The 24,055-nt window shown below is 40.2% G+C and carries 17 protein-coding genes; 11 read left to right on the top strand and 6 right to left on the bottom strand.

The genetic code is table 11. From position 1 onward, the window contains the following. Window positions 1-16: 16 nt before the first annotated feature. The 3 genes from P3L37_RS05350 to P3L37_RS05340 are packed head-to-tail and all read right to left on the bottom strand — an operon-like array spanning window position 17 to window position 3,648. Window positions 17-1,015: a D-cysteine desulfhydrase gene (locus P3L37_RS05350; RefSeq protein ID WP_109912726.1), complete on the bottom strand. Its 999-nt coding sequence runs from the start codon at window positions 1,013-1,015 to the stop codon at window positions 17-19. 16 nt (window positions 1,016-1,031) lie between these two features. Next, a complete protein-coding gene (locus tag P3L37_RS05345; protein WP_109912727.1) occupies window positions 1,032-2,456 on the bottom strand; it encodes a Na+/H+ antiporter NhaC family protein in 1,425 nt (474 codons plus the stop codon). A gap of 46 nt (window positions 2,457-2,502) precedes the next feature. After that, entirely contained in the window at window positions 2,503-3,648 is a 1,146-nt protein-coding gene (locus P3L37_RS05340) for a trans-sulfuration enzyme family protein (protein WP_109912728.1), read from the bottom strand. A 1,212-nt stretch (window positions 3,649-4,860) separates the two neighbouring features. Between P3L37_RS05340 and P3L37_RS05335 the strand changes: the two genes are divergently transcribed. The 3 genes from P3L37_RS05335 (at window position 4,861) to dbpA (ending at window position 9,101) form a co-directional block, all read left to right on the top strand. Continuing rightward, window positions 4,861-5,991, top strand: coding sequence for a M20 family metallopeptidase (locus P3L37_RS05335; RefSeq protein ID WP_004913419.1), 1,131 nt, complete (start codon window positions 4,861-4,863; stop codon window positions 5,989-5,991). A gap of 23 nt (window positions 5,992-6,014) precedes the next feature. Continuing rightward, a complete protein-coding gene (locus P3L37_RS05330; protein WP_004913421.1) occupies window positions 6,015-7,454 on the top strand; it encodes a YfcC family protein in 1,440 nt (479 codons plus the stop codon). A gap of 273 nt (window positions 7,455-7,727) precedes the next feature. Further along, a complete protein-coding gene (gene dbpA / locus P3L37_RS05325) occupies window positions 7,728-9,101 on the top strand; it encodes an ATP-dependent RNA helicase DbpA (protein ID WP_110732119.1) in 1,374 nt (457 codons plus the stop codon). 69 nt (window positions 9,102-9,170) lie between these two features. On the opposite strand, the gene P3L37_RS05320 is transcribed toward dbpA, so the two are convergent. Then, window positions 9,171-9,614, bottom strand: coding sequence for a PACE efflux transporter (locus P3L37_RS05320; RefSeq protein ID WP_004262335.1), 444 nt, complete (start codon window positions 9,612-9,614; stop codon window positions 9,171-9,173). Between the two features lie 101 nt (window positions 9,615-9,715). On the opposite strand from P3L37_RS05320, the gene P3L37_RS05315 reads away from it, so the two are divergent. The 4 genes from P3L37_RS05315 to cfa all read left to right on the top strand — a co-directional run bounded on the left by P3L37_RS05315 (window position 9,716) and on the right by cfa (window position 14,931). Continuing rightward, a complete protein-coding gene (locus tag P3L37_RS05315; RefSeq protein ID WP_004913429.1) occupies window positions 9,716-10,600 on the top strand; it encodes a LysR family transcriptional regulator in 885 nt (294 codons plus the stop codon). A 161-nt stretch (window positions 10,601-10,761) separates the two neighbouring features. Next, window positions 10,762-12,009 carry a cytosine permease gene (gene codB / locus P3L37_RS05310; protein ID WP_109912731.1) on the top strand — a complete coding sequence of 416 codons (1,248 nt, stop codon included), beginning with the start codon at window positions 10,762-10,764 and terminating at the stop codon, window positions 12,007-12,009. Then, window positions 12,002-13,294 (top strand): cytosine deaminase, encoded by a 1,293-nt coding sequence (locus P3L37_RS05305; protein ID WP_004913433.1) that lies wholly within the window; start codon window positions 12,002-12,004, stop codon window positions 13,292-13,294. The genes codB and P3L37_RS05305 overlap by 8 nt, the downstream gene beginning before the upstream one ends. Window positions 13,295-13,767: 473 nt before the next feature. Further along, window positions 13,768-14,931, top strand: coding sequence for a cyclopropane fatty acyl phospholipid synthase (gene cfa / locus P3L37_RS05300; protein ID WP_109912732.1), 1,164 nt, complete (start codon window positions 13,768-13,770; stop codon window positions 14,929-14,931). A 70-nt stretch (window positions 14,932-15,001) separates the two neighbouring features. On the opposite strand, the gene torS is transcribed toward cfa, so the two are convergent. Then, window positions 15,002-17,755: a TMAO reductase system sensor histidine kinase/response regulator TorS gene (gene torS / locus P3L37_RS05295; protein WP_196718820.1), complete on the bottom strand. Its 2,754-nt coding sequence runs from the start codon at window positions 17,753-17,755 to the stop codon at window positions 15,002-15,004. 93 nt (window positions 17,756-17,848) lie between these two features. Here torS and torT point away from each other — a divergent pair, with 93 nt between their 5' ends. Further along, entirely contained in the window at window positions 17,849-18,871 is a 1,023-nt protein-coding gene (torT, locus tag P3L37_RS05290; RefSeq protein ID WP_375372865.1) for a TMAO reductase system periplasmic protein TorT, read from the top strand. Here torT and torR read toward each other — a convergent pair. Further along, the gene (gene torR / locus P3L37_RS05285) at window positions 18,844-19,545 is read right to left on the bottom strand and encodes a two-component system response regulator TorR (RefSeq protein WP_004913440.1); all 702 of its coding nucleotides are present in this window, start codon (window positions 19,543-19,545) and stop codon (window positions 18,844-18,846) included. The genes torT and torR overlap by 28 nt on opposite strands. A 136-nt stretch (window positions 19,546-19,681) precedes the next feature. On the opposite strand from torR, the gene torC reads away from it, so the two are divergent. The 3 genes from torC to torD are packed head-to-tail and all read left to right on the top strand — an operon-like array spanning window position 19,682 to window position 24,007. Next, entirely contained in the window at window positions 19,682-20,860 is a 1,179-nt protein-coding gene (gene torC / locus P3L37_RS05280; RefSeq protein ID WP_036958495.1) for a pentaheme c-type cytochrome TorC, read from the top strand. Next, window positions 20,850-23,396, top strand: a complete 2,547-nt coding sequence (torA, locus tag P3L37_RS05275; RefSeq protein WP_110732121.1) for a trimethylamine-N-oxide reductase TorA — start codon at window positions 20,850-20,852, stop codon at window positions 23,394-23,396. The genes torC and torA overlap by 11 nt, the downstream gene beginning before the upstream one ends. Continuing rightward, window positions 23,393-24,007, top strand: coding sequence for a molecular chaperone TorD (gene torD / locus P3L37_RS05270; protein ID WP_109912736.1), 615 nt, complete (start codon window positions 23,393-23,395; stop codon window positions 24,005-24,007). Before torA ends, torD begins: the two co-directional genes overlap by 4 nt. Window positions 24,008-24,055: the final 48 nt, after the last annotated feature.

The following is a 24,055-nucleotide window of genomic DNA, read 5'->3' as shown; positions in this document are numbered from 1 at the left end:
TCGCATTATCAAAAGTCTATTTAATCGTTGCTACATTGATTTCAGAATAAGCAAAAATAGCGGGTGCTCCGCCAGTATGAATAAAAAGTAATGGCTGATTGCCATCAATACTTTCTTTTAAAATATGATCAACTAAACCCGCCATGGCTTTACCGGTATACACAGGGTCAAGTAGTATTCCTTCTTTTTGAGCTAATAGCTCAATGGCTTGTTGGCCCTTGTTATTCGGCTGACCATAGCAAGGTGAAAAATACTGATCCCACAGATTCACTTTAGGAAAATCTGTCAGGTTTAATAATTTACCAATTTCCTGCTGTAAGGTTTCTACCTTAGGTTGTTGCTGCGCAACTGTTCTTGAAACGGTAACACCTATCACTGGAGTTTGAGGAAATACCGATTGTAATCCCATAGCTAGCCCTGCATGCGTTCCTGCGCTACCAGAAGCAACAATAACTGCGGCAAATTCAATATCTTTAGGAGTCTGCTCGGCAACTTCTAATGCACAATTAACATAACCTAATGACCCTAAAGCATTAGAACCACCAATAGGTACAATATAAGCATCTTGCAATCTAAGGGATTCAACTAACGCTTGCATTTGTAAGCTTGGGTCGGTTAACTCATCACAAAAATAACAGCGGGCATTAAATAAATCTGTCAGTTGTTTATTACCATTTGTTAAAAATAATGAATTCAAACTCTGTAATGGGTTTTCTAATAATGCGACACATTCCAGACCATACATTGATGCTATTGCAGCTGTTTGGCGAACATGGTTTGATTGAATAGCCCCTGCCGTAACAATCACCTTAGACTTTTTTTGTATCGCATCTGCAATAATATATTCCAATTTTCGCAGTTTATTGCCCCCCATTGCTAGGGGGGTCATATCGTCACGCTTAATATAAATATCACGGCCTAAATATTCTGAAAGATTATTTAATTTTGCTAACGGTGTTGGTCCTTGAAGTAGATCTATTTTATTTATTGCAGCTAATCGTTGTTTAATGCTCATTATATTATTCACCTTATTAATATGTGAAACCTAAATAGAGATAAACCATCAGCGCAAAAGCGGCAGTCACCGTGGCATAAGGCATTTGGGTACGAATATGCTCAATATGGTCACAATCTGTTGCCATAGAGGCCACAATCGCATCACTGGAAATGGGTGATGTCATATCCCCATAAATTGAACCTGCTATTGCGGCACCAATCATATATTCAACAGGCATTCCGACTGAAAGCCCTAATTGCACACCGATTGGGATCATAATCGCAAATGTCCCCCACGATGTTCCAGTTGCTAATGACATCACCGCACTAATTAAAAATATAAAACCGATTGAGAAAGCCGGTGAAATGACACCAGAGGTAATTTCAGCTATATAAGCACCAGTGTTTAAATCTGAAGAAACGGTTCCCATTAAAAAAGCGAGGATCATCACTGAACTAATTTTTACCATGCTGGCATAGCCGATGTATAACTCTTTAAAGAAAGTCTCAATATTAAGCACACGACGCGCTAAGAACCACACAAAAGAGACTAAAGTTCCAAACATGACTCCCCAATATACCGATGTTGAGCCACTACCTTTACTAAAATCACCATTACCAGTGATATAAAGCGCAATAGGTACCATTAATACTGTTGATAAAATTGGAATAAAAAAGTTAAGAGAGGTATGGCAATTAGGATGCTCAATAATATCTTCATCATCCTGCTCAGTTTCTTCAGCAGACAATAAAGTTAAAGCTTGCTGCTCTGCGCGTAAATCCGCTTTTTTCATTGGTCCCCAAGAAACATTGGAGAAAATATAAAATAATACTGAAGCTAAAGAAAACCACGCCATGATATTAAATACCATTGAGCCTGCTAAAATTTCAAATGGCTCTCCAGTAATTAAACCTTTAGATATTTGTACACCAATAACACCCATCATTGCCGCTCCCCAGCCGTTAATCATGGCTGATGAACAAACTGATACGCAGGAAGTTTGTACAATATAGGACATTTTTTCTGGCGAAACACCGTATTTCTTCGCTAATGTTTTTGTTGATGCTCCAGCAATTAATTGGTTAATTGAACTTTCAATAAAAATTAATGATGTAATAATCATCGCCATTAATTGAACAGCTTTTTTATTTTTAATTAACCTTGTTTTATTTGTTAATAATTTAACTAATGATCGCACACCACCAGTAACAACGACTAGCCGCATAATACCGCCAATCATTACCATAAATAGGATAGTTTTTGTATTTCCCGGTGATGCAAACGTATTAATAATACCATCGAGCGTTCCGTTTATACCCAATAATATATTATGGTCATATATAACGGTAAAACCAACTATAATCCCCAGCAATAACGATAATATAACTTGTCGTGTAAAAATGGCTAAAAGTATCGTCACCATTGGCGTGACGATGGTCCAAATTCCATAATCATTCATTAGATGCTCTCTTATTATATTTTAATTTTATTTTGATTTTAATAAATTAAGATAGTGCGTTTTCTAAATCATTTAATAAGTCAGTGATATCTTCAATACCTACAGATAAACGTAATGTGGTGTCATATACATGGATACTTTCCCTTTCTTCTTTTGTCATCGACCCATGTGACATCGTTGCCGAATGGTTTACCATGCTTTCAACACCACCCAATGATTCGGCTAATACAAAGTAATTAACTTTAGATAAAAACGTTTTAGTATCTTCAATATCCCCTTTCAATTTAATTGTCACAACTGCTCCACCTGTACGCATTTGCTTTTTACATAATTCATATTGAGGATGTGAAGCTAATCCTGGGTAATAAACCTGTTCCACTTTCGGGTGCGTAGACAAATAGCTAGCAACTTGCGCTGCATTGCTGCATTGTGCCGCCATACGTAACGCTAATGTTTTTAATCCACGTAAAGCAAGGTAGGCGTCAAAAGGAGAAGCAATTGCTCCTAAAGTCGTTTTTAGAAAATCAAGGCGGCTGGCTAAGTCTTCCCTTTGGGTGATCACAGCACCACCAATTAAATCGGAATGACCGCCAATATATTTACTTGCCGATAGCATCACTAAATCAGCACCTAATTCTAACGGCTTTTGGTTCCAAGCTGTTGCAAATGTATTATCAACACAAGTCAAAATATTATGTTTTTTTGCAAGTGAACAAATCGCATTGATATCAACTAACTCCAATAATGGATTAGTTGGGCTTTCAATCCAAATTAAACGCGTATTCTCTTTTATTTTTGTTTTAACTTCATCAAGGTTATTCAAATCTACATAATCTATTTGATGACCGCTATTAATGGTTGAAACTCGTTCAAATAACCGAAATGTTCCACCATAAACACCTTTCATCGCAATAATATGCGAGTCTTTTGGTAATAAATTTAAGACTAAACTTGAAGCCGCCACACCGGATGAGGTTGCTGTTGCATAACTTCCACCTTCAATTTCTGCTAATAAGGTTTCATATGCATAACGCGTTGGGTTGCTGCAACGTGAATAACAATATTCACCATGCTCTGTTAAACTTTGCTGAACAAAAGTACTGGCTGTTGTAATAGCAGGGAAAATAGCATGATTAACTGTATCTTGCTGCTTTCCACCATGAATTAAAATTGTAGCAATATTCTTAGTCATAATCTAAAACCCAATATAGTAAAATAAAAGTGATATCTTTATATTTGTTGCTAAAAAGAATATGCCATAGGGAAATAGAAAATTTTTTCTAAAAATTGGTGTCTTTATTCAAATTAAGAGAAAAATTTTCTATTAAAGAATTAATTTCCTTTTAATTCATAATGTTGATGCGTTTCCCATAAATGAGCGAGCCGTCACAATATTATTATTTTGTTTATCTTCCACAACCGACCAATCCATAAAAAATACATAACCCACTAAAACAAAACAATAAATGTTTTATTAAAGTTAAATATATCATCACGCAATGTAATTATTTAGTAGATATTCTGTCGTTGATTTAACATGAACCCTAGTACTCATACCTATTTTTCCTCTTCTTATACTGCACAATAGGCATATAAGAGAAAGTTATTCTCTTTTACTTTATTTCTTATAATGAGCTATATCACTTGAAAGCTATAACAATTCGATTAATGCAAATCAACACGCAAAAGAATGGCTATCAAGCAACAATATGCTCAAGGACTATTTATAAGATAGGCACAGAGACTAAATTTGATTGAGTTATTTTTAATTTAATCACCCCAATTTTTTGTTTAAAAAAAGTACAATAACTATTACAAACTATGATAAATGAAATGCTACCGCTATTTAAATTATTAGAAAAATGCATGACCACTATATATTTTATAAATTATTCTAATCACTTTTTCTTAAAGAATCTCAATTTAGCCTAGTGCAGAACTATTCATTATAAATTCAAATTTGCTCGAACAAATTCAGTAATGTATTCCATATTACATATCTTCGTAAAATTACTCTCTATATGGGTTTAATTTTTTAGTGAAGAATCATCTTGTATACAAATTATTTATTATGATACAGTCAAAAAATGCCTATGATTCAAGCATCAAGTATCGATATTGGTTATATCCTTTACTGTGATATGACTCGCTTGAGCATAAAAATTTGGGGCATTAGTTTTCCACAATACAAACAATGAGAATCAAAAAAAAACACAATTATTATTAGTAAATTTGAATTTTATCTTTTGTTCTTATCTTTAATAAAAGCCACGTTTTATTTAGCGAAAATCTGAATTATATAAATTTAACTTAATATAAACTCTGTTTTTATATTACCTAAAATTAAATTTACCACAATAAAAACAACTTAATTTTGTAGTAGAGACAATATAAGGAAACAATTATGAATAATAACTTTTCAGTGCATGAAGCCAGTATGCTTGCGCTACTTAAACAAGTAGTCAATATTGAATCAGGTTCTTATGACAAAGAAGGTGTAGATAACCACGCTGCTGTCTGGTGTGAAAAATATCGCGAAATGGGGTTCGAAGTCGAAATCATTGAAAATGAATCACTCGGTAATAATTATCGAATTTATCACCCATCAACAAAGGCTGATATATTAATTTTATTGCATTTAGATACCGTTTTTCCTAAAGGTACCGTTACTGAACGTCCTTTTAGCATTGAAGGTGACCGCGCTTATGGCCCTGGCGTGATTGATATGAAAGGCAGTCATGTCATGGTATATCAAGTCATGAAACAACTTTATGATAATCAAGACATTCGCTATAAAAATATTGAGATTCTCCTCAATTGTGACGAAGAAATTGGTTCTATTTCATCTCGCGGTGTCATTGAACAATGTGCTTTAGGAAAACGCTACGCACTTGTGATGGAACCTGCGCGTGCCAATGGCGCGATAGTGAGTGCTCGCCGTGGTGTTGGGACTTATGTGTTAAATATTGAAGGGAAAGCCTCACATTCAGGTATCGCACCTGAAGCAGGTATTAGTGCAATTCAGGAACTATCATATAAAATTCAAAGCCTACACGCACTCTCAGCTCATGATAAAGGCCTATCCGTTAACGTTGGTTTAATTTCTGGCGGAACCTCCGTTAATACTGTCGCACCGAATGCCAGAGCAGAAATCGATGTTCGTATCTCGTCTGAAGAACAAGGTATTGAAATCGATAAAAAAGTCAGGGAAGTGTGTAGTACACCAATATTAGACGGTATCAAACTCACCTTAACCGGCGGAATTAATCGCCCACCTATGGCTAAAACGGATGAAAGCACCGTTCTTATCAACATCATTAAAGAAGAAGCTGCACAACTAAATATTGATTTACTCGATGTTTCTACTGGCGGTGGCTCTGATGCCTCTTTTACTGCGGGTGTCGGAACTGCCACTGTAGATGGGTTAGGCCCGATTGGTGGTTACCAGCACAGTGATAAAGAATATTTAGAAATACCGTCGCTCACAGAGCGTGCTCAACTATTTTTCAATGTATTACAACGCATTACACAATAAAAAATAATCCAATAGGAAACTCTATGACAACGATGTCAACAAACACAACAACACCACCTAAAAAACGTTCTGAAGGCTTAAATCCTTATGTGCTTTTGTTTTTTATCTTAGTATTGGCAGGCATTGCGACGTGGATCGTTCCCGCGGGGCAATATGCATCAGAAACAAAAGTCATCACCATGGTAAAAGATGGTATAGAAACAAAAGTATCTAGTTCTTACACCATTCCCGGTAGTTATGAACGCTTACCTGAACAACATGGCATTTTGCCAGGACAAATTTTCACCTCAATTGCCGATGGTCTAATCAAAGCAGCTCCTATTATCTTTTTGATTATTTTCACTGGAGGTGCTTTACATCTTCTTGAAGAAACTGGGGCTATCAAAAAAGTACTCAATAATATCTCGCGCAGTAAAAGGCTTAATGACTTTTTACTAATCAGTATATTCTTTGTCGTTTTTTCTATTTTAGGAACAACAGGAATTGTCGTTAACTCAATTATTGCATTTGTTCCTATCGGTCTTTTAGTTGCTAAATCCGTGGGAATGGACGATAAATTTGGTGCCGCTTTAGTCTATGTCGCGGCTTATTCGGGCTTTAACGCCTCAATCATGGCACCAATGACAGTTGGCCTATCTCAAGGTTTAGCCGACGTCCCGTTGTTATCCGGTCTCGGTTTTAGAATGGCAATTTATATTGCATTTGTTATCGCGGGTATTTTATTTTTAACGATTTATACCAAAAAATGCCGTAACAAAGGTATGGTTCGACCTGATATTGAAATTAATACTGACGAACACCAAACCTCTAAAATTTCAGCTTTGCATGTCATCACCCTTTCCTATAGCGCATTCTGCTTAATCGGATTTATTTTCGGTGCCGTTGAGTGGGGCTGGGGAGAAAAAGAGATGATGGCAATGTTTATCATTTTAGGCGTTGGCGTGGGTATTTTAAACCGTATGTCGCCTAATACCATTGCTACTGGTTTCTTAAAAGGTTGTGCAGGAATGGTAGGCGGCGCGTTTATCGTTGGTATGGCTCGTGCGATTGCTATCGTATTATCTGATGGCATGATTCTGGATACCATCGTTAATGCCATTATTTCAATGATGGACGGTTTACCGAAGACTTTATCTGCCCTTTCCATGTTCGCAACCGCAGCAATTATGCACTTCTTTATTTCATCTGGTTCTGGTGAAGCGGCAGTGCTTGTACCTATTTTCACGCCAATGGGAGATTTATTAGAAATTACTCGCCAAACGACGGTGCAAACTGTATTACTTGGAGAAGGTGTTGTTAACTGTATTAACCCAACATCAGGAATTTTAATGGCTGTACTTGCAACGGCAAAAATTCCTTATACACAATGGGTGAGATTTATTTGGCCATTAGTCTTCACATGGATAGCCATTTCTATTGTCGCTCTCATATATGCAGTAATGACAAATTTAGGTCCTATCTAAAATATCAATATTGAATAATCCACTCTTCTTAGCACCGCTTTTTAGTGGTGCTAAGGGTTGTTGATACAAAATAGAGTAAAAAGGTGTTTTTCTCGTCTTGTGTTATCAACCGCTGTTGTAAATTTTCCATTTCATCACTTCCTGTTGATTTAATTTTGAACTATATCAGTGATAACCAGGTTCTACATTAATAACGAATTAAAAACAGACAGAGTAAGGTAGGAATAGTATTATTAGCCCCATTATGCCTTTTATTCTATTTGAGATTGTATTGTGACTTCATTTGCTGACCTAAATGCGCTTTCTGCGGAACAACTCGCTAACTTGCAAGAGTTAGGCTACCTAAACATGACGCAGATCCAAGCTGCCGCTCTTCCTCCGATCCTTGCTGGTAAAGACGTTCGAGCACAAGCTAAAACTGGCAGCGGCAAAACTGCTGCTTTTGGTCTGGGCTTATTACAACATATTGATGCCAAGTTATTTAAAACTCAGTCATTAGTTTTATGCCCAACTCGCGAACTGGCAGATCAAGTCGCCAATGAATTGCGCCGTTTAGCTCGCGCTATCCCTAATATCAAAATTTTAACACTCTGCGGTGGTGTACCTTTTAGCGTACAACGCGACTCCCTTGCTCATGCAGCACATATCATTGTTGCTACACCGGGACGCTTACTTGATCATCTAAATCGTGAAACAGTACAACTTGATGCCTTGCAAACATTGGTTTTAGACGAAGCAGACCGAATGCTCGATATGGGCTTTATGCCAGATATTGAAACCATCATTGACTACGCACCAATTAATAGGCAAACATTATTATTTTCAGCTACTTGGCCAGATGAAATTGCACGAATTAGCCAGCAAATTCAAAATAATCCACAAACCATTGAAATCAATAGTGTTGATGAACTTCCCGCGGTTGAGCAGCAATTTTATGAAGTTGCGCGTCACGAAAAAATTACATTATTACAAAAGCTCTTGAGCCGTGAACAGCCCGCTTCTTGCGTCGTTTTCTGTAATACTAAAAAAGATTGCCAAGCTGTTTATGATGCCTTAACTGCAAGCAAACAAAGTGTCCTAGTGCTTCATGGTGATATGGAACAGCGTGAGCGTGACCAAACTCTTGTGCGTTTTGCTAATGGAAGTAGCCGTGTATTAGTGGCTACGGATGTCGCATCCCGCGGGTTAGATATTAAAGCCCTCGAAATGGTGATTAACTATGAATTATCATGGGATCCTGAAGTGCATGTTCACCGCATCGGCCGAACTGCACGCGCCGGTGAAAGCGGTTTAGCAATTAGTTTATGTGCACCAGAAGAAGCCCAGCGGGCCAATGCTCTAGAAGAAATGTTAAACATGAAGCTTAATTGGCAAGCCGAACCAACAGGTTTACGAGTCACTCCATTAGAAGCGACGATGGTGACCTTATGCCTTGATGGCGGTAAAAAAGCCAAAATACGCCCCGGCGACATTTTAGGTGCCTTGACCGGAGAAGTTGGCCTCAATGGCGACGATATTGGCAAGATTGTGATCCACCCTACCCATGCCTATGTGGCACTCAAACGTGAGGTTGCCGAACATGCTCGCAAGCATTTACAGCAGGGGAAAATTAAAGGGAAATCCGTTAAGGCTAGGTTATTAAAATAATCGGTGTGATTCGTGTTTCCTTCTGCACAATGTTAGTACGCAAGGAAACACGATAATTTTCTTACTTTTTTATGATGTGGCGTTATTCTCTTGCGGTAAGGCAGATTTAGGCAATCCAAAAATCTTATCAAAGGCCCAATTAAAAAAGAAAGTATAAATTGGGATAAAAATAATTAAGGCGAAGTCGAGTATTAACGCCTGTAAAAGACTAATTGATAACCACCATGCAATTAAAGGAATTAAAAAAATCACTAACGTTAATTGAAATAATATAGCGTGTACAAACCGGCGCCTAAAGGTTCTAATGCGTGATTTTTGTTTTGATTCCCAATATTCAAATGCAGTATTGAAAATAAAGTTCCAGCTCACTGCAATAGTCGTTATGACTAAAGCTAATGGGCCTGTTGTTTCCGCTGAATTACCGGAAAGAAAAGCCAATGCCAACGCTGAAATTAACCAGCCAATAACCTCATAAGCCGTTACAAAAACAATTTTACGTTTAATCCCCTGCATTTTCCCACCTCCAAAAATATCATTATCAACAAGGTGGTAAAATAAATATTATTCAATGATAATAAAAGTCAGCTTCTATCAATTTTATTGAAAGGTCAATCATGCCATTTAATAGCGATAACCTAACGATTTTTCTCACCGTGTTAGATAAAGGCTCATTTTCTGCAGCGGCTAGGGCATTAAAACGCGTGCCATCTGCGGTCAGTATGGCAGTCGCTAATCTAGAAGCTGAACTTGGATTTGAACTATTTGATAGACACACTCGGGAGCCTAAACCCACTGAAAAAGCACTGTCATTAGCCCCCTATGCACGACATATTGTCGCTAACTTATCGCAGCTCAATACGTTTTCTTTAGAATTGACTCAAGGCGTTGAAAGCACGCTGACTATTGGTATTGCGGCAGGTATTAATGCCAATTTACTCTTTGACGCTCTACATATTTTAAGCCAGCGTTACCCTTTACTGCATATTGAGCTGATTACCGCACCTCAAGATGATCTTTTACCGTTACTACATGAACAACAAATTCATCTCGCGATTGTCTTTGGCGGTTTAAATGTTAATTCCCAAGAGCAATTTCATTACATTGGCGAAGAATCAATTATTGCCACCATTTCGGCTAAACATCCCTCTTTGCAAAATAAAACGTCACTCTATATCGAAGACCTTGTTGAAAGCCGCCAAATAATTATTGCAAGTCGTCAACGTGAATTGAGTGATATACGCATTCTAGTTTCTAGTAATTATTGGAAAACAGACAGTTTTTCTTTAGCTCTCGGTTTAGTCGAAAGTGGTATGGGATGGGGAAATTTTCCTTTATCACTTATTAAAGATAAATTGCACGATGGTTCACTAAAACCCCTTGAGTTTAAAAATACCCCAAATGGCTTCAAACTGCCTATTCATGTGGTATGTTTGCAAGGTCATGCGCTTAAACGTGGTGCACAAGAATGCATTGAATTACTGAAAAATAAGGTAATTTAAACCCTCAATTATTTATTTTTCCTATTTTTAATTCCATAAATTAAATTATTTCTGGACACATTAATTCTTTTAAACCATCAACGAAAACGTTTGCTTTTTATTTTGATGGCTATAAAATGCGTCGGATTTTTTTGGCCTGAGAAAAATAACTGGAGACAATCGTGCCTGACGATAAAAATTATAGCCATGGCCCCGTGCCCATATCCGCGCGGAAAGGCGGACTTGCATTAACCTTTGTGATGCTAGGTTTAACGTTCTTTTCCGCCAGTATGTGGACCGGAGGCGCTCTCGGTACCGGTCTTGATTTTCATGATTTCTTCCTCGCAGTTCTTATCGGTAATCTTCTTCTTGGTATCTACACCGCATTTCTTGGTTTTATTGGTTCTAAAACAGGCTTAACTACCCACCTTCTTGCTCGTTATTCCTTTGGTATTAAAGGCTCATGGCTCCCCTCTTTCCTATTAGGTGGCACACAAGTCGGCTGGTTTGGTGTCGGTGTTGCGATGTTTGCCATTCCTGTTGGTAAAGCCACGGGTTGGGATATCAACTGGTTGATTGGTATTTCAGGGGTCTTAATGACCGTTACGGTTTTTTTCGGTATTTCTGCTCTAACTATACTGTCAATCGTTGCAGTTCCTGCCATTGCGATACTCGGCAGTTATTCCGTCTACCTTGCTATCACTGACATGGGTGGAATGAGTGCATTGCAGGCAGTCGTCCCCGCAAAACCTATCGATTTTAACCTTGCCTTAGCCATGGTAGTGGGGTCTTTTGTGAGTGCTGGAACATTAACAGCTGATTTTGTGCGTTTCGGACGAAAACCTAAGATTGCGGTGCTTGTCGCCATTATTGCTTTTTTCCTTGGTAATTCATTGATGTTTATCTTTGGAGCTGCTGGTGCGGCATCATTAGGTATGGCAGATATCTCAGATGTGATGATTGCCCAAGGTTTACTATTACCCGCAATTATCGTTTTGGGTTTAAATATTTGGACAACTAACGATAACGCCCTATATGCGTCAGGTTTAGGGTTTGCCAATATCACCGGCTTATCCAGCAAAACCTTATCCATTGTCAATGGACTGGTTGGAACGCTATGTGCGCTGTGGTTATATAATAATTTTGTTGGCTGGCTAACTTTCTTATCTGCGGCTATTCCCCCTATTGGCGGAATTATCATCGCCGACTACCTCATGTACCGCCACCGCTACGAAACCTTTGATCGCAGTAAAATGCGTGATGTCAACATCAGTGCATTAATCGCCGTTGCCGCTGGGGTTATCGCAGGTAACTGGTTACCAGGTATTGTTCCTGTCAATGCCGTGTTGGGCGGTGCATTATGTTACGCTATCCTTAACCCATTATTAAATCGCCGCCATACTACTGATTCGGAGATGACCCGTGCTTAACCAAACTATCAAACATATCCATAATGTCCGTTTACCTGAGCGTGATGGCCTGTGGCGTATTGATATCGACAATCAAAAAATTCAAGCCATTCTTCCACAACCTCAAGGTGAAGTATTACCAGACAGCTTAGACGGTGAAGGTGGATTAGTTACGGCTCCCTTCGTTGAGCCACACATTCACTTGGATACCACTCAAACCGCGGGGCAACCAAGCTGGAACCAGTCAGGAACACTCTTTGAAGGCATCGAACGTTGGGCAGAGCGTAAAGCGATGCTCACCCACGATGATGTTAAAAATCGAGCGTGGCAAACCCTTAAATGGCAAATTGCCAATGGTATTCAACATGTTCGTACTCATGTGGATGTGTCAGATCCGACATTAACCGCACTGAAAGCGATGTTAGAGGTAAAACAAGAAATCGCACCTTGGGTTGATGTGCAAATTGTGGCTTTTCCACAAGAAGGTATTTTGTCTTATCCAAATGGCGAAGCCCTGTTAGAAGAAGCGTTACGCCTAGGAGCCGACGTCGTTGGTGCCATTCCACATTTTGAATTTACTCGTGAGTATGGCGTGGAATCACTCCATAAAACATTTGCTTTAGCACAAAAATATGACCGCTTGATTGATGTCCACTGTGATGAAATCGATGATGAGCAATCCCGTTTTGTTGAAACAGTCGCAGCGTTAGCACATGCACAAGGGATGGGTTCTCGCGTCACGGCAAGCCATACCACCGCAATGCATTCATACAATGGCGCTTATACTTCCCGTTTATTTCGCCTACTAAAAATGTCTGGAATTAACTTTGTCGCTAACCCACTAGTAAATATTCACTTACAAGGCCGCTTTGATACTTATCCAAAACGCCGTGGAATTACGCGAGTGAAAGAGATGCTAGCCGCGGATATTAATGTGTGCTTTGGTCACGACGATGTATTTGACCCATGGTACCCATTAGGTACAGCCAATATGTTGCAAGTACTGCATATGGGGTTACATGTCTGCCAATTAATGGGTTACCAGCAAATCAATGATGGGCTGAAACTGATTAGTGAATACAGCGCACGTACATTGAACTTGCAAGATTATGGTGTGAGTGAAGGAAACCGAGCTAGTTTATTAATTTTACCTGCAGAAAATGGCTTTGATGCCGTGCGTCGTCAAGTCCCTGTTCGTTATTCTGTTCGCGATGGCCAAGTTATCGCTAATACCCAACCCGCAGTAACCCAAATTCATTTAGAACAAACAGAAGCAATCCATTATGGATATTCTCCAAAAATCTAATCATTGAATTTTTATTCCTAAATGGCTCTCTATAATCATAGGTGAGCCATTTGCTCTACGCCTCATCATTAATTTCAATAAAATCAGCCCAAAAAACCAATCTTAATCAGATAAAAAGCAACAAATAACGTTTTTTTTCACACAAATGTCATTTCTATATACTAGACTTATTCCAATACTCATTGAAGAGCTTGAAAAGCTTTGATGAGCAAATAATTGTCTTATAAGAACTCTTTTTTTGGTTATAAGTGCCATTTCTAAGTATTAAGTGCAATTTCTATTGAAATTCAATGTGAACGTTTTATATTTTTTATAGAGTTATCTGAAACTGGATTTGAGCTTTATTTATAGCAACAATAACGCTAATACACTGACTGTCGTGCAGCGGTGGTCAATATTCCTGTTTTGCTGTACCACGAATACGTCACAAATAAAGTTCTCTGAATCCCACTTTGATAAAAATTGGAGATCAGATGAGTACTGAACAAGTCGTTAACCAAAAAACCACTATCGACTCCTGGCAACGCATTGCTACTGAATTATTGAGTGAAGCTGGCATTAAAATTAATGGCTCCCGCCCTTTCGATATCCAGGTACACAACCCCCATTTCTTTAAACGAGTGCTACAACACGGCTCAATAGGATTAGGTGAAAGCTATATGGATGGTTGGTGGGATTGCGAGCGTTTAGATATATTTTTCCAATATGTCTTACGCCATAAACTCGATAAAAAAATACCTCACAATTTCAGTGATACACTGAAAATTGCTGTCGCACGTGTTCGCAATTTACAAACCCTAAAACGTGCTCGTATTGTTGGAAAAGAACATTACGACCTCGGAAATGACTTGTTTTCCCTAATGCTCGACCCTTATATGCAATATTCTTGTGGCTACTGGAAAGGTTTAGAAACGGTTCCTGAAAACCTTCCTCTCGCGCAAGAACAAAAATTAAATTTAATCTGCGAAAAACTGCAATTAAAACCCGGTATGCGATTACTTGATATCGGCTGTGGCTGGGGGGGACTCGCTGCCTATGCAGCAAAAAACTTTGGGGTTTCTGTTACGGGTGTCACTATTTCCGCTGAGCAACAAAAATATGCTCAAGCTCGCTGTGCAGGCTTAGATGTTGATATTAAATTAGAAGATTATCGGAATCTTAACGACCAATTTGACCGTATTGTCTCTGTAGGTATGTTTGAGCATGTCGGCCCTAAAAATTATGCGACTTACTTTGATGTTATTCAACGCAACCTAAAAGCTAACGGTTTGTTTTTACTTCACACCATTGGTTCTAATCAAAATAAAGTGAATGTTGACCCATGGACTAATAAATATATTTTTCCAAACGGCTGCCTACCTTCTGTGCAAAATATTGGCGAAGCCAGCGAAGGTAAACTGGTCATGGAGGATTGGCATAATTTTGGTGCTGATTATGACCATACTCTCATGGCATGGTATTCCCGTTTTCAAGCCGCTTGGCCTGAGCTCGAACATAATTATACGCCTCGTTTCAAACGCATGTTTTCTTATTATTTAAATGCTTGCGCTGGTGCATTTAGAGCACGAGATATCCAATTATGGCAAATACTGTGGAGCCCACAAGGTGTGAGCGGTGGCCTGCGTGTTGCGCGCTAAATCTTAGCCCTGAACATGGTCTTCAACAGATAAACAGCAGCTAAATGAACCTTACTGGCTATTTGAAGAATCAATGCGCTCTATTCAACCATTGCTCAATAGCCTGTAAGCCTTGCTGTATATCATTTTTCAGTTGAGTATCCGCCATTGGCTGCTGCTCTAATAATGCACAGCTTTGTACTGCACTTTGCATTCCTAAACTAGCACAACTGCTTTTTAACTGGTGAGCAAGGCGTTTTATTTGTTCTGTGTTATTTTCTGCTCGTGCAATATCAATTTGGTCGATTAGCGGCAGGGAATGCTGTTTAAAAATACTCACCCATTCACGAATTTTTGAGAGCCCCATTAATTCAGCATCACTAATAAGCTGTTGCAAATCTACAAATTTTTCCTGAACACTAGAATCGGACAACGTATACTCACCGCCTGAAATATATTTAACGATCAACTGGTTTAACCTATCTCTTGGTACTGGTTTTTGAATGATACCGCGAAAAACTTGACTCGTCCGTTGGTGCAATGTTTCATCAATCACATGAGCACTAAAACCAATCAAAACCAATGCGGGGTAGGCTTTCGCTATTTGTTTAGCCAAGGTGATCCCATCGATATCAGGTAAACCAAAATCCACCAACGCTGCCGTAAATTGTTGCCCAGTTTGTAAAGCAGCTAATGCTTCTGCCGCAGAACCAACAGTGGTTACCTGTGCCCCACTTCGAGTTAACATTTCTCCACTTATTTTCTGAGTCAATGGGTTGTCTTCTATGAGTAATAAATGTACGCCTCGCATGTCTGATGGTAGATCCGCCGATTTACTAACTGGATGTGAGGCGATAGATAACGGTAATGTTAAACGAAAACAGCTTCCACTCCCTAACTGGCTACTAACCGTCAATTCACCGCCCATCGCTTGTGCTAAACTTGCACTAATTGTCAGCCCAAGCCCTGTTCCACCCCGCTGGCTATCGACTTGCACAAATGGCTTAAAAATATCAGTAAATCGCGAGTTATCAATGCCACACCCGGTGTCTTCCACTTCAATAAACCAATATTTGCCATAACGGCAACTACGCAAAGTAATCCGCCCCTGCTGAGTGAAACGTAGTGCATTACTGAGTAAATTCGTGATAATTTGCCGGATCCGGAGCGGGTCCCCTTGTAAGGCAGTAGGTAAATCATCTGCAATATCAGCAACTAACTGAATGGCATGATTTTTATTACTGGCATTCATTAAATACAAGGTACTTTCCAATAATGGCTTGGGCTCGAAAGGTTCCTCATTGATAGAAACATTTTGTCCCCCTGCTTCAATAGCAGAGTAATCCAAAATGTCATTTAAAATAGCTAATAAGGATTCACCTGAATCCGTAATTGCATATAAATCATCATGATATTGATTAAGCGCTTTATTTTCTAATAGCAATTGCGCTGTCCCCAAAATTCCATAAAGTGGCGTGCGAATTTCATGGCTCATTGCCGCCAAAAATGCCGATTTTGCCTGATTGGCTTTTTCTGCTTCAGCGCGAGCTTTGCGGTGCTCAACAACCATCACCCGCAGTTCTGCCGTTCTCACTTTGACTTGGTCCGCTAGTTGTTCACGCTGATTATTTAAAGCATGGACACTCGCACGAAATGCATCCATTAAACGGCCAATCGTATCAAGCTCTTTCACGCCTGCGGTTTCAGGAAATGCAGAGTCAATATCGCCCTCAAGCAAGCGCTGAAGCGCTTGGGTTTGCTGTGCCAACGGCTTTGTCACTAAGCGGTAAACCACTCGCCAAAGGATCAAAATCAATGAGAGTAATGAAACAATACTTAATGCTAACAACCAATTTTGCCCCCGTTCACTGGCTTGTTTAAGTTGCCCCAATGCGGTTTGGTTACGAAGTTCAATGATGTCAACTAATTGAGCTACTTCACTACTAAAACGTGCAAATTGGTCAATATTATTTTGCGATAAAATCTGTAAACGAGTTGTGATGTCGTTATCTTGGCGATACAACGTAATTAACTCGGTATAACGCTTAACGCTATTTAAGGCATTTTCTACCTGGCTTCTCACGGCAGGGTCTTCAATATATTTTTGCCGACGTTGTAAGATTTTGACTGCAGAATTCAGCTGATTTTCTAATTCTGCCATATTACGATTGGGTTGGTTTGAACCTAAATTAAGTACCATTTGCTGTACGCGCATAGCGCTTAATCGCAGCTCATTCATTTGGCTAGCATATTCAAGATCAATATCAATAAGTTGATCAAGGGCTTGCTGTGCTTGTTCCCCTTGTTTTCGCTCGATTAGGTCATAAATACTCACCTGCGTTGCACCAGCGGAGGTCGCTGCATTATTGGCTTGGCCATGCGCTTTTTGGGCGATATCACCCGCCGCAGCGATGATATGTTGCCTTAACTGTTGTTGCTCAGTGCGCAGTTTTAACCGCTGGCCAACTAATTCACCTTGTTGGCTTAATGATTGAGCGATTTCTTTTTCTTGTTGTTCTATATCTTGTGTGTTGAAGCCTTGTTCCCGTAATGTTTTCAGCAAATTAGTGATTTTAAGGCTTTGTGCCGTTAACATCCGTCCTTGCGCTAACCAAATACTTTCGCTATCTGCATTGGTGAGATTCTGCGCAGAAAATAGCTCCCAAGCACTTGCTTCACTCAATTGCCTTGCCATATTCATGGTTGGAATCAAAGCCTCGGTATTGGCCTGTTCAACTTGGCTAACAAAACGTAAGTTGTACCACCCCACAAGGGTGCTGATAAAGGTCAATACTGCCATCAGCGCAAAGCCCATCCACAATCGTCTAGTTAGTGATAAATTCACGGTTTAGTTAGCCTAAAAATTAAAATGGTTGAGTTAACTGCAAGAAAGCATTTAGGATAAAGGTTTCTGGTTTGTGAGGCTATCATGCGTGTATTGATTTTACTACTGTTCACATTTTACTCATTACTGAGCCTAGCAATGGCGCAGAATAGTTCACTCATTCAGTGGCGTGATACACTACACTTTACCTCCCAACCACATAATCCCATTACCGCTACAAAAACATGGAAATTGTGTGCGCTTTATCCTAGCTTAAAAGATTCTTATTGGTTATCAATTAATTATGGTATGCAAAAAGCAGCCAAAAGCTATAGTATTGACCTAAATGTATTAGAAGCTGGCGGATATAACCAGCTAGCCACTCAGCAAAAGCAAATTACGCAATGCCAACAGTGGGGAGCAGATGCCATTTTACTGGGCAGTAGCACTACAGCCTTTCCAAACCTGAGCCAACTGGTAGGAAATACGCCTGTCATTGAAGTCATCAACGCGACACACGATAAAACAGTTAAAACCCGCGTGGGTGTACCTTGGTTTCAAATGGGCTATCAGCCGGGACGCTATTTAGTGCAATGGAGCCAAGGTAAGCCATTGAAAGTGTTACTTATGCCTGGGCCATTAAATGCTGGCGGTAGCCTTGAAATGGAACAAGGATTCAGAGAGGCTATTGCGGGTAGCCATGTACAAATTGTGGATGTTGCACAAGGGGATAACGACATTGAAGTTCAACGCAATTTATTACATGAAATGCTAGAGCGTAGCCCAGATATTGATGTCGTCGTTGGCACAGCTATCGCCGCTGAAGCCGCAATGGGTGAAGGCCGTAACTTAACAAAACCATTGAATATTGTTTCTTTTTACTTATCACATCAAGTCTATCGCGGCTTAAAAAGAGGCCGAATAATTATGGCAGCTAGCGACCAAATGGTTTGGCAAGGTGAGCTAGTCATTGAACAAGCCATCAAAGTATTACAAAAGCAGCCAGTTCCAAACAATATAAGCCCGCCAATTTTAGTGCTTACTCAACAAAATGCAGATAGTGAACACTTACGTAATTCATTATCTCCAGGAGGATTTAGGCCCGTATATCAGTATACATCGGCGGCTAAAAAATAACCTTCACCATGCTGAGTCACTAATAAATCAGCATTAATCTTGTGGCGTAAACGGCGAATAAGTACATCTACCGTGCGTAAATCAGGGTGATCAACTCGACGGGCTGATAACATACGTAAAAGACGTTCTCGGGTTAGAATCTCCCGTGGGTTTGTCACAAAAGCCACTAGCATTTCATATTCAGCACGAGTGAGTTTGATTGCTTGATGCTTAAATTCGAGCGTATGCATCGAAACATTTAGGCAATAGCCAGCGAACTGATAGCAATTATCTTGAGAAACAACCTGGGTTTGTGATGGTTTAGCAAGATCAATTCGCCAAAGTAAATTTTTGACACGAACAACGAGCTCCCTGAGTTCCAAAGGTTTAGTAACGTAATCATCTGCTCCCATTTCTAAACCCACAATACGGTCAATTTGGTCACAACGGCCTGTGACTAAAATAATTCCTACTGTAAAACGCTCACGTAGCGCCCTTGTTAACATTAACCCATTTTCATCCGGTAAATTAATATCCAACAGAATCAAGTCAACTACTTGCTGATCCATAATTTCGCGTAAACCTGCACCATTCCCCGTAACAGAAACACGATATCCTTCTTGCTCAAAGTAAGCCTGTAAACGCGCCTGAGTAACGGGTTCGTCTTCAACAACCACAATATGATGTGATGTCATTGATATACTCTCTTCTGTTCATATCTGTTCATATTTACCCATATCTTGCCGTAAGCTGTTCATCCTGACTAGTACCGCTATTCATATTAACTCAATAAGATCGCCTGTATTAAACCATATAATTACAGGGGCTATTATGCGGAAACTCTGGAGAGCGTTGCGAAAACCAAGTGCTCGTTGGTCAATGCTTACGTTAATCGTTGTCGGGATTGCAGTGGGTGTTGCGTTAATCGTTGTACCCCATGTTGGGATGAAAGTGACTAGCACCACCGAGTTTTGTGTCAGTTGCCATAGCATGGAACCCGTTTACGAAGAATATAAGCAATCCGTGCATTTCCAAAATGCCTCTGGGGTACGTGCAGAATGCCATGACTGCCATATTCCCTCCGACCTTCCAGGCATGATTAAACGGAAACTCGAAGCAAGCAATGATATTTATCAAACATTTATTGCTCATTCGATAGATACCCCTGAAAAATTTGAAGCCAAACGCGCCGAACTTGCAGAACGTGAATGGGCTCGCATGAAAGAGAACAATTCGGCCACTTGCCGCTCTTGTCATGATTACGACTCGATGGATCACGCCAAGCAAAATCCAGAAGCGGCTCGCCAGATGCAAATCGCTGCGAAAGAGAATCAATCCTGCATTGACTGCCACAAAGGAATTGCCCACCAATTACCTGATATGAGCAGCGGTTTTCGTAAACAATTCGATGAGCTGCGCGCGAAGGCAAATAGTGATTCAGATATTCTGTATTCACTTGATATTAAACCTATTTATGCAAATAAAGGGGATAAAGACCCTGCTGGTTCGTTACTTCCTGCCTCAGAGGTGAAAGTCCTAAAACGTGATGGCGATTGGCTACAAGTTGAAATCACTGGGTGGACAGAAACTGATGGCCGCCAACGAGTCCTATCCGAATTCCCTGGTAAACGAATTTTCGTTGCTTCTATACGCGGTGATGTTCAAGAAAATGTGAAAAATTTAGAGAGTACCGTCGTCGCTGCAACAGATACCTCATGGAGCAAATTGCAAGCGACCGCCTGGATGCAGCAAGGCGATATGGTCAATGATATCAAACCGATATGGGCTTATGCAGACTCTTTATATAACGGCTCCTGTAATCAATGCCATGGCGCGCCAGATATTGCTCACTTTGATGCTAACGGTTGGATAGGCACATTAAACGGTATGATTGGCTTTACCAGTTTAGATAAGCGAGAAGAGCGTACCTTACTGAAATACTTACAAATGAATGCATCTGATACCGCAGGATCTTCACACGGTGATAACGGAGTACAGAATGAAAAATAATCCAACTTTTCAAGCTTCTCGTCGACGCTTTTTGTTCCAGCTTGGCGGGCTCACTGTTGCGGGTATGTTAGGCCCTTCCCTCTTAACACCACGTAAGGCTAGCGCTGCAACGGCTGGTGAACAAACTGCGGTGGTACAAGAAGGCATTCTGACTGGGTCGCACTGGGGTGCAATCCGCGCTACTGTGGTTGATGGTCGCTTTATCGAAGCCAAGCCCTTTGAACACGATAAATTTCCATCCAAAATGATTGCAGGGTTACCTGACCATGTTCATGGTACTGCCCGTATTCGTTATCCAATGGTACGTGTTGATTGGCTACGTAAACGCCATTTAAGTGATACCTCACAACGAGGTGATAACCGCTTCGTACGTGTTTCTTGGGATGAAGCCCTTGATTTGTTCTATCAAGAATTAGAACGTGTTCAAACAACCTATGGACCAAGTGGATTACTCACTGCAAATGGTTGGCAATCGACAGGGATGCTTCACAACGCTTCAGGTATGTTAGCTCGCGCCATTGCGCTGCATGGCAATAGTGTCAGTACTGGCGGAGATTACTCAACAGGGGCTGCACAAGTAATTTTACCTCGAGTTGTTGGGTCGATGGAGGTTTATGAACAACAAACCTCTTGGCCGTTAGTCCTCAAAAATAGTAAAACCATTGTGTTGTGGGGCTCTGACCTGATTAAAAATCAACAAGCTAACTGGTGGTGCCCTGATCATGACGTTTATGAATATTATGAACAATTGAAAGAAAAAGCCGCTAACGGTGAGATAAAAGTCATCAGTATTGACCCTATAATCACCTCAACGCATGATTACCTTGGGCGTGCCAATGTTCAACATATTGCGATTAACCCGCAAGCGGATGTACCATTACAATTAGCCATCGCCCACACGCTTTACATTGAAGACTTACATGATAAAACCTTCTTAAAAGAATATTGTGTCGGTTTCGAGCAATTTGTTCCCTACTTAATGGGAAAAACGGATGGGCAACCCAAAGATGCACAATGGGCAGCTGAAATTTGTGGTATTGATGCCGATACAATCCAAGCTTTAGCTCGCCAAATGGCAGCAGATCGCACCCAAATCATTGCAGGTTGGTGCGTTCAACGCATGCAACATGGTGAACAATGGTCATGGATGATTGTTGTTTTAGCTGCGATGTTAGGTCAAATTGGCTTACCGGGTGGAGGATTTGGCTTCGGTTGGCACTACAATGGAGCAGGAACCCCTAGCCGTCAGGGAATTATTTTAAGTGGTTTTTCTGGCTCAACTAAAGTGCCCCCCATTCATGATAACAATGACTACAAAGGCTACAGCAGCACCATTCCTATTGCTCGTTTTATTGATGCGATTTTAGAGCCCGGAAAAACAATCAACTGGAACGGTAAAGCGGTTAAATTACCGCCACTAAAAATGTGCGTATTTGCCGGAACCAATCCATTCCACCGCCACCAACAAATTAACCGTATTATTGAAGGTTGGCGCAAGCTTGAAACGGTTGTTTCTATCGATAATCAATGGACATCCACTTGCCGCTTTGCCGATATCGTATTACCGGCAACCACGCAATTTGAACGTAATGACCTTGACCAATACGGTAACCATTCAAATCGTGGCATTATTGCAATGAAACAACTCGTTGAACCGCAATTTGAGTCACGCAATGACTTCGATATTTTACGCGACCTATGCCGCCGTTTTGGTCGTGAAGAAGCCTTTACTGAAGGTTTGGACGAAATGGGCTGGCTAAAACGTATTTGGCAAGAAGGCAGCCAGCAGGGGAAAGGCCGTGGTATTCATCTACCCTCCTTCGATGTCTTCTGGGAAAAAGACGGTTATGTAGAATTTGAGCATCCACAAATGTTTGTTCGTCATCAAGCATTTAGAGAAGATCCCGACTTAGAACCATTAGGAACACCGAGTGGTTTAATTGAAATTTACTCAAAAACTATTGCCGACATGCAATATGATGATTGCCAAGGCCACCCAATGTGGTTCGAAAAAGCAGAACGCTCTCATGGTGGTCCAGGTTCAAAAAAATGTCCATTACATTTGCAATCTGCACATCCCGATTTTCGCTTACACTCACAACTGTGCGAGTCCCCTGTATTACGTCAATATTATTCCGTTAGTGGCAAAGAACCGGTCTTTATTAGTCCTCAAGATGCGAAAGCTAGGGGTATACAAAATGGTGATATCGTTCGCGTTTTCAACGACCGAGGGCAAGTGTTAGCGGGAGCCGTGGTTTCAGACCTATACACAAAAGGCGTTGCCCGTATCCATGAGGGAGCTTGGTATGACCCGACTAAGGGCGGAGAAATCAATGCGCTGTGCAAATACGGAAACCCAAACGTATTGACGCTTGATATTGGAACCTCTCAATTAGCGCAAGCCACCAGTGCACATACAACCTTAGTAGAGATAGAAAAATATACAGGACAAGTGGATAACGTGAATGCATTCGATGGGCCAATTGAAATGGTTGCTCAGTGTGAATATGTTCCTGCATCACAGGTGAATAAATGACAAAACAAAGCACTTTTGCACCAGAACAAATAGCGTGTATTTATGCATGGCTAGCACAATTGTTCTCACGTGAACTAGATAGTGCAACATTAGTGCAACTTCAATCTAGCGAGATGATGGATTGGTTTACGACTGTCGAGCAGGAACCCGTTCTAACTTTGCCAATTCAAGCAGTTAAAACAAAAGTCCAAGCGCTAATAATGCGAAATGATGCACAACTCGAATTAGCCGCCGACTTCTGTAGCTTATTTTTAATGTCTGATAAGCAATCAGCTTTACCTTACGCCTCAGTTTATCCAAACTGTGAGCAAGGTAATGAACAAATTAAGTACTTATTAGCCGAGGCTGGAATGGAAACTAATGAGGCATTTAGAGAGCCTTCTGATCATATTTCAATTTTTTTAGAGCTATTAAGTCACTTACATTTTTCATTAAATGAAGCCCATTTGGACCAAGAAAAAGTAAGGCAATTGCGCCTAAAAACCTTGTCACTTTTACTGCAATGGCTACCAATATTTAGCCAAAATTGCCAACGGTATGATGAGTTTGGTTTTTATGCCGCTTTGAGTCAACTGTCGTTAGCACTAGTTCAATGGGATAAGCAAACCTAGTAGATGCCATTTAAATAATTTATATATTATTCAACTATTATTAAATAA

It is taken from the genome of Providencia sp. PROV114, from assembly GCF_032704305.1.
Classification (GTDB): Bacteria; Pseudomonadota; Gammaproteobacteria; order Enterobacterales; family Enterobacteriaceae; genus Providencia; species Providencia rettgeri.
The sequence above is the reverse complement of the archived record's forward strand: the minus strand, read 5'-3'. Positions and strand labels throughout refer to the sequence as shown.

Excerpts from the sequence above, each read along its gene's own strand:
- P3L37_RS05350 (WP_109912726.1), bottom strand. The coding sequence starts at position 1,015 with ATGAGCATTAAACAACGATTAGCTGCAATAAATAAAATAGATCTACTT.
- P3L37_RS05345 (WP_109912727.1), bottom strand. The coding sequence starts at position 2,456 with ATGAATGATTATGGAATTTGGACCATCGTCACGCCAATGGTGACGATA.
- P3L37_RS05340 (WP_109912728.1), bottom strand. The coding sequence starts at position 3,648 with ATGACTAAGAATATTGCTACAATTTTAATTCATGGTGGAAAGCAGCAA.
- P3L37_RS05335 (WP_004913419.1), top strand. The coding sequence starts at position 4,861 with ATGAATAATAACTTTTCAGTGCATGAAGCCAGTATGCTTGCGCTACTT.
- P3L37_RS05330 (WP_004913421.1), top strand. The coding sequence starts at position 6,015 with ATGACAACGATGTCAACAAACACAACAACACCACCTAAAAAACGTTCT.
- P3L37_RS05320 (WP_004262335.1), bottom strand. The coding sequence starts at position 9,614 with ATGCAGGGGATTAAACGTAAAATTGTTTTTGTAACGGCTTATGAGGTT.
- P3L37_RS05315 (WP_004913429.1), top strand. The coding sequence starts at position 9,716 with ATGCCATTTAATAGCGATAACCTAACGATTTTTCTCACCGTGTTAGAT.
- cfa (WP_109912732.1), top strand. The coding sequence starts at position 13,768 with ATGAGTACTGAACAAGTCGTTAACCAAAAAACCACTATCGACTCCTGG.
- torR (WP_004913440.1), bottom strand. The coding sequence starts at position 19,545 with ATGACATCACATCATATTGTGGTTGTTGAAGACGAACCCGTTACTCAG.
- torC (WP_036958495.1), top strand. The coding sequence starts at position 19,682 with ATGCGGAAACTCTGGAGAGCGTTGCGAAAACCAAGTGCTCGTTGGTCA.
- torA (WP_110732121.1), top strand. The coding sequence starts at position 20,850 with ATGAAAAATAATCCAACTTTTCAAGCTTCTCGTCGACGCTTTTTGTTC.
- torD (WP_109912736.1), top strand. The coding sequence starts at position 23,393 with ATGACAAAACAAAGCACTTTTGCACCAGAACAAATAGCGTGTATTTAT.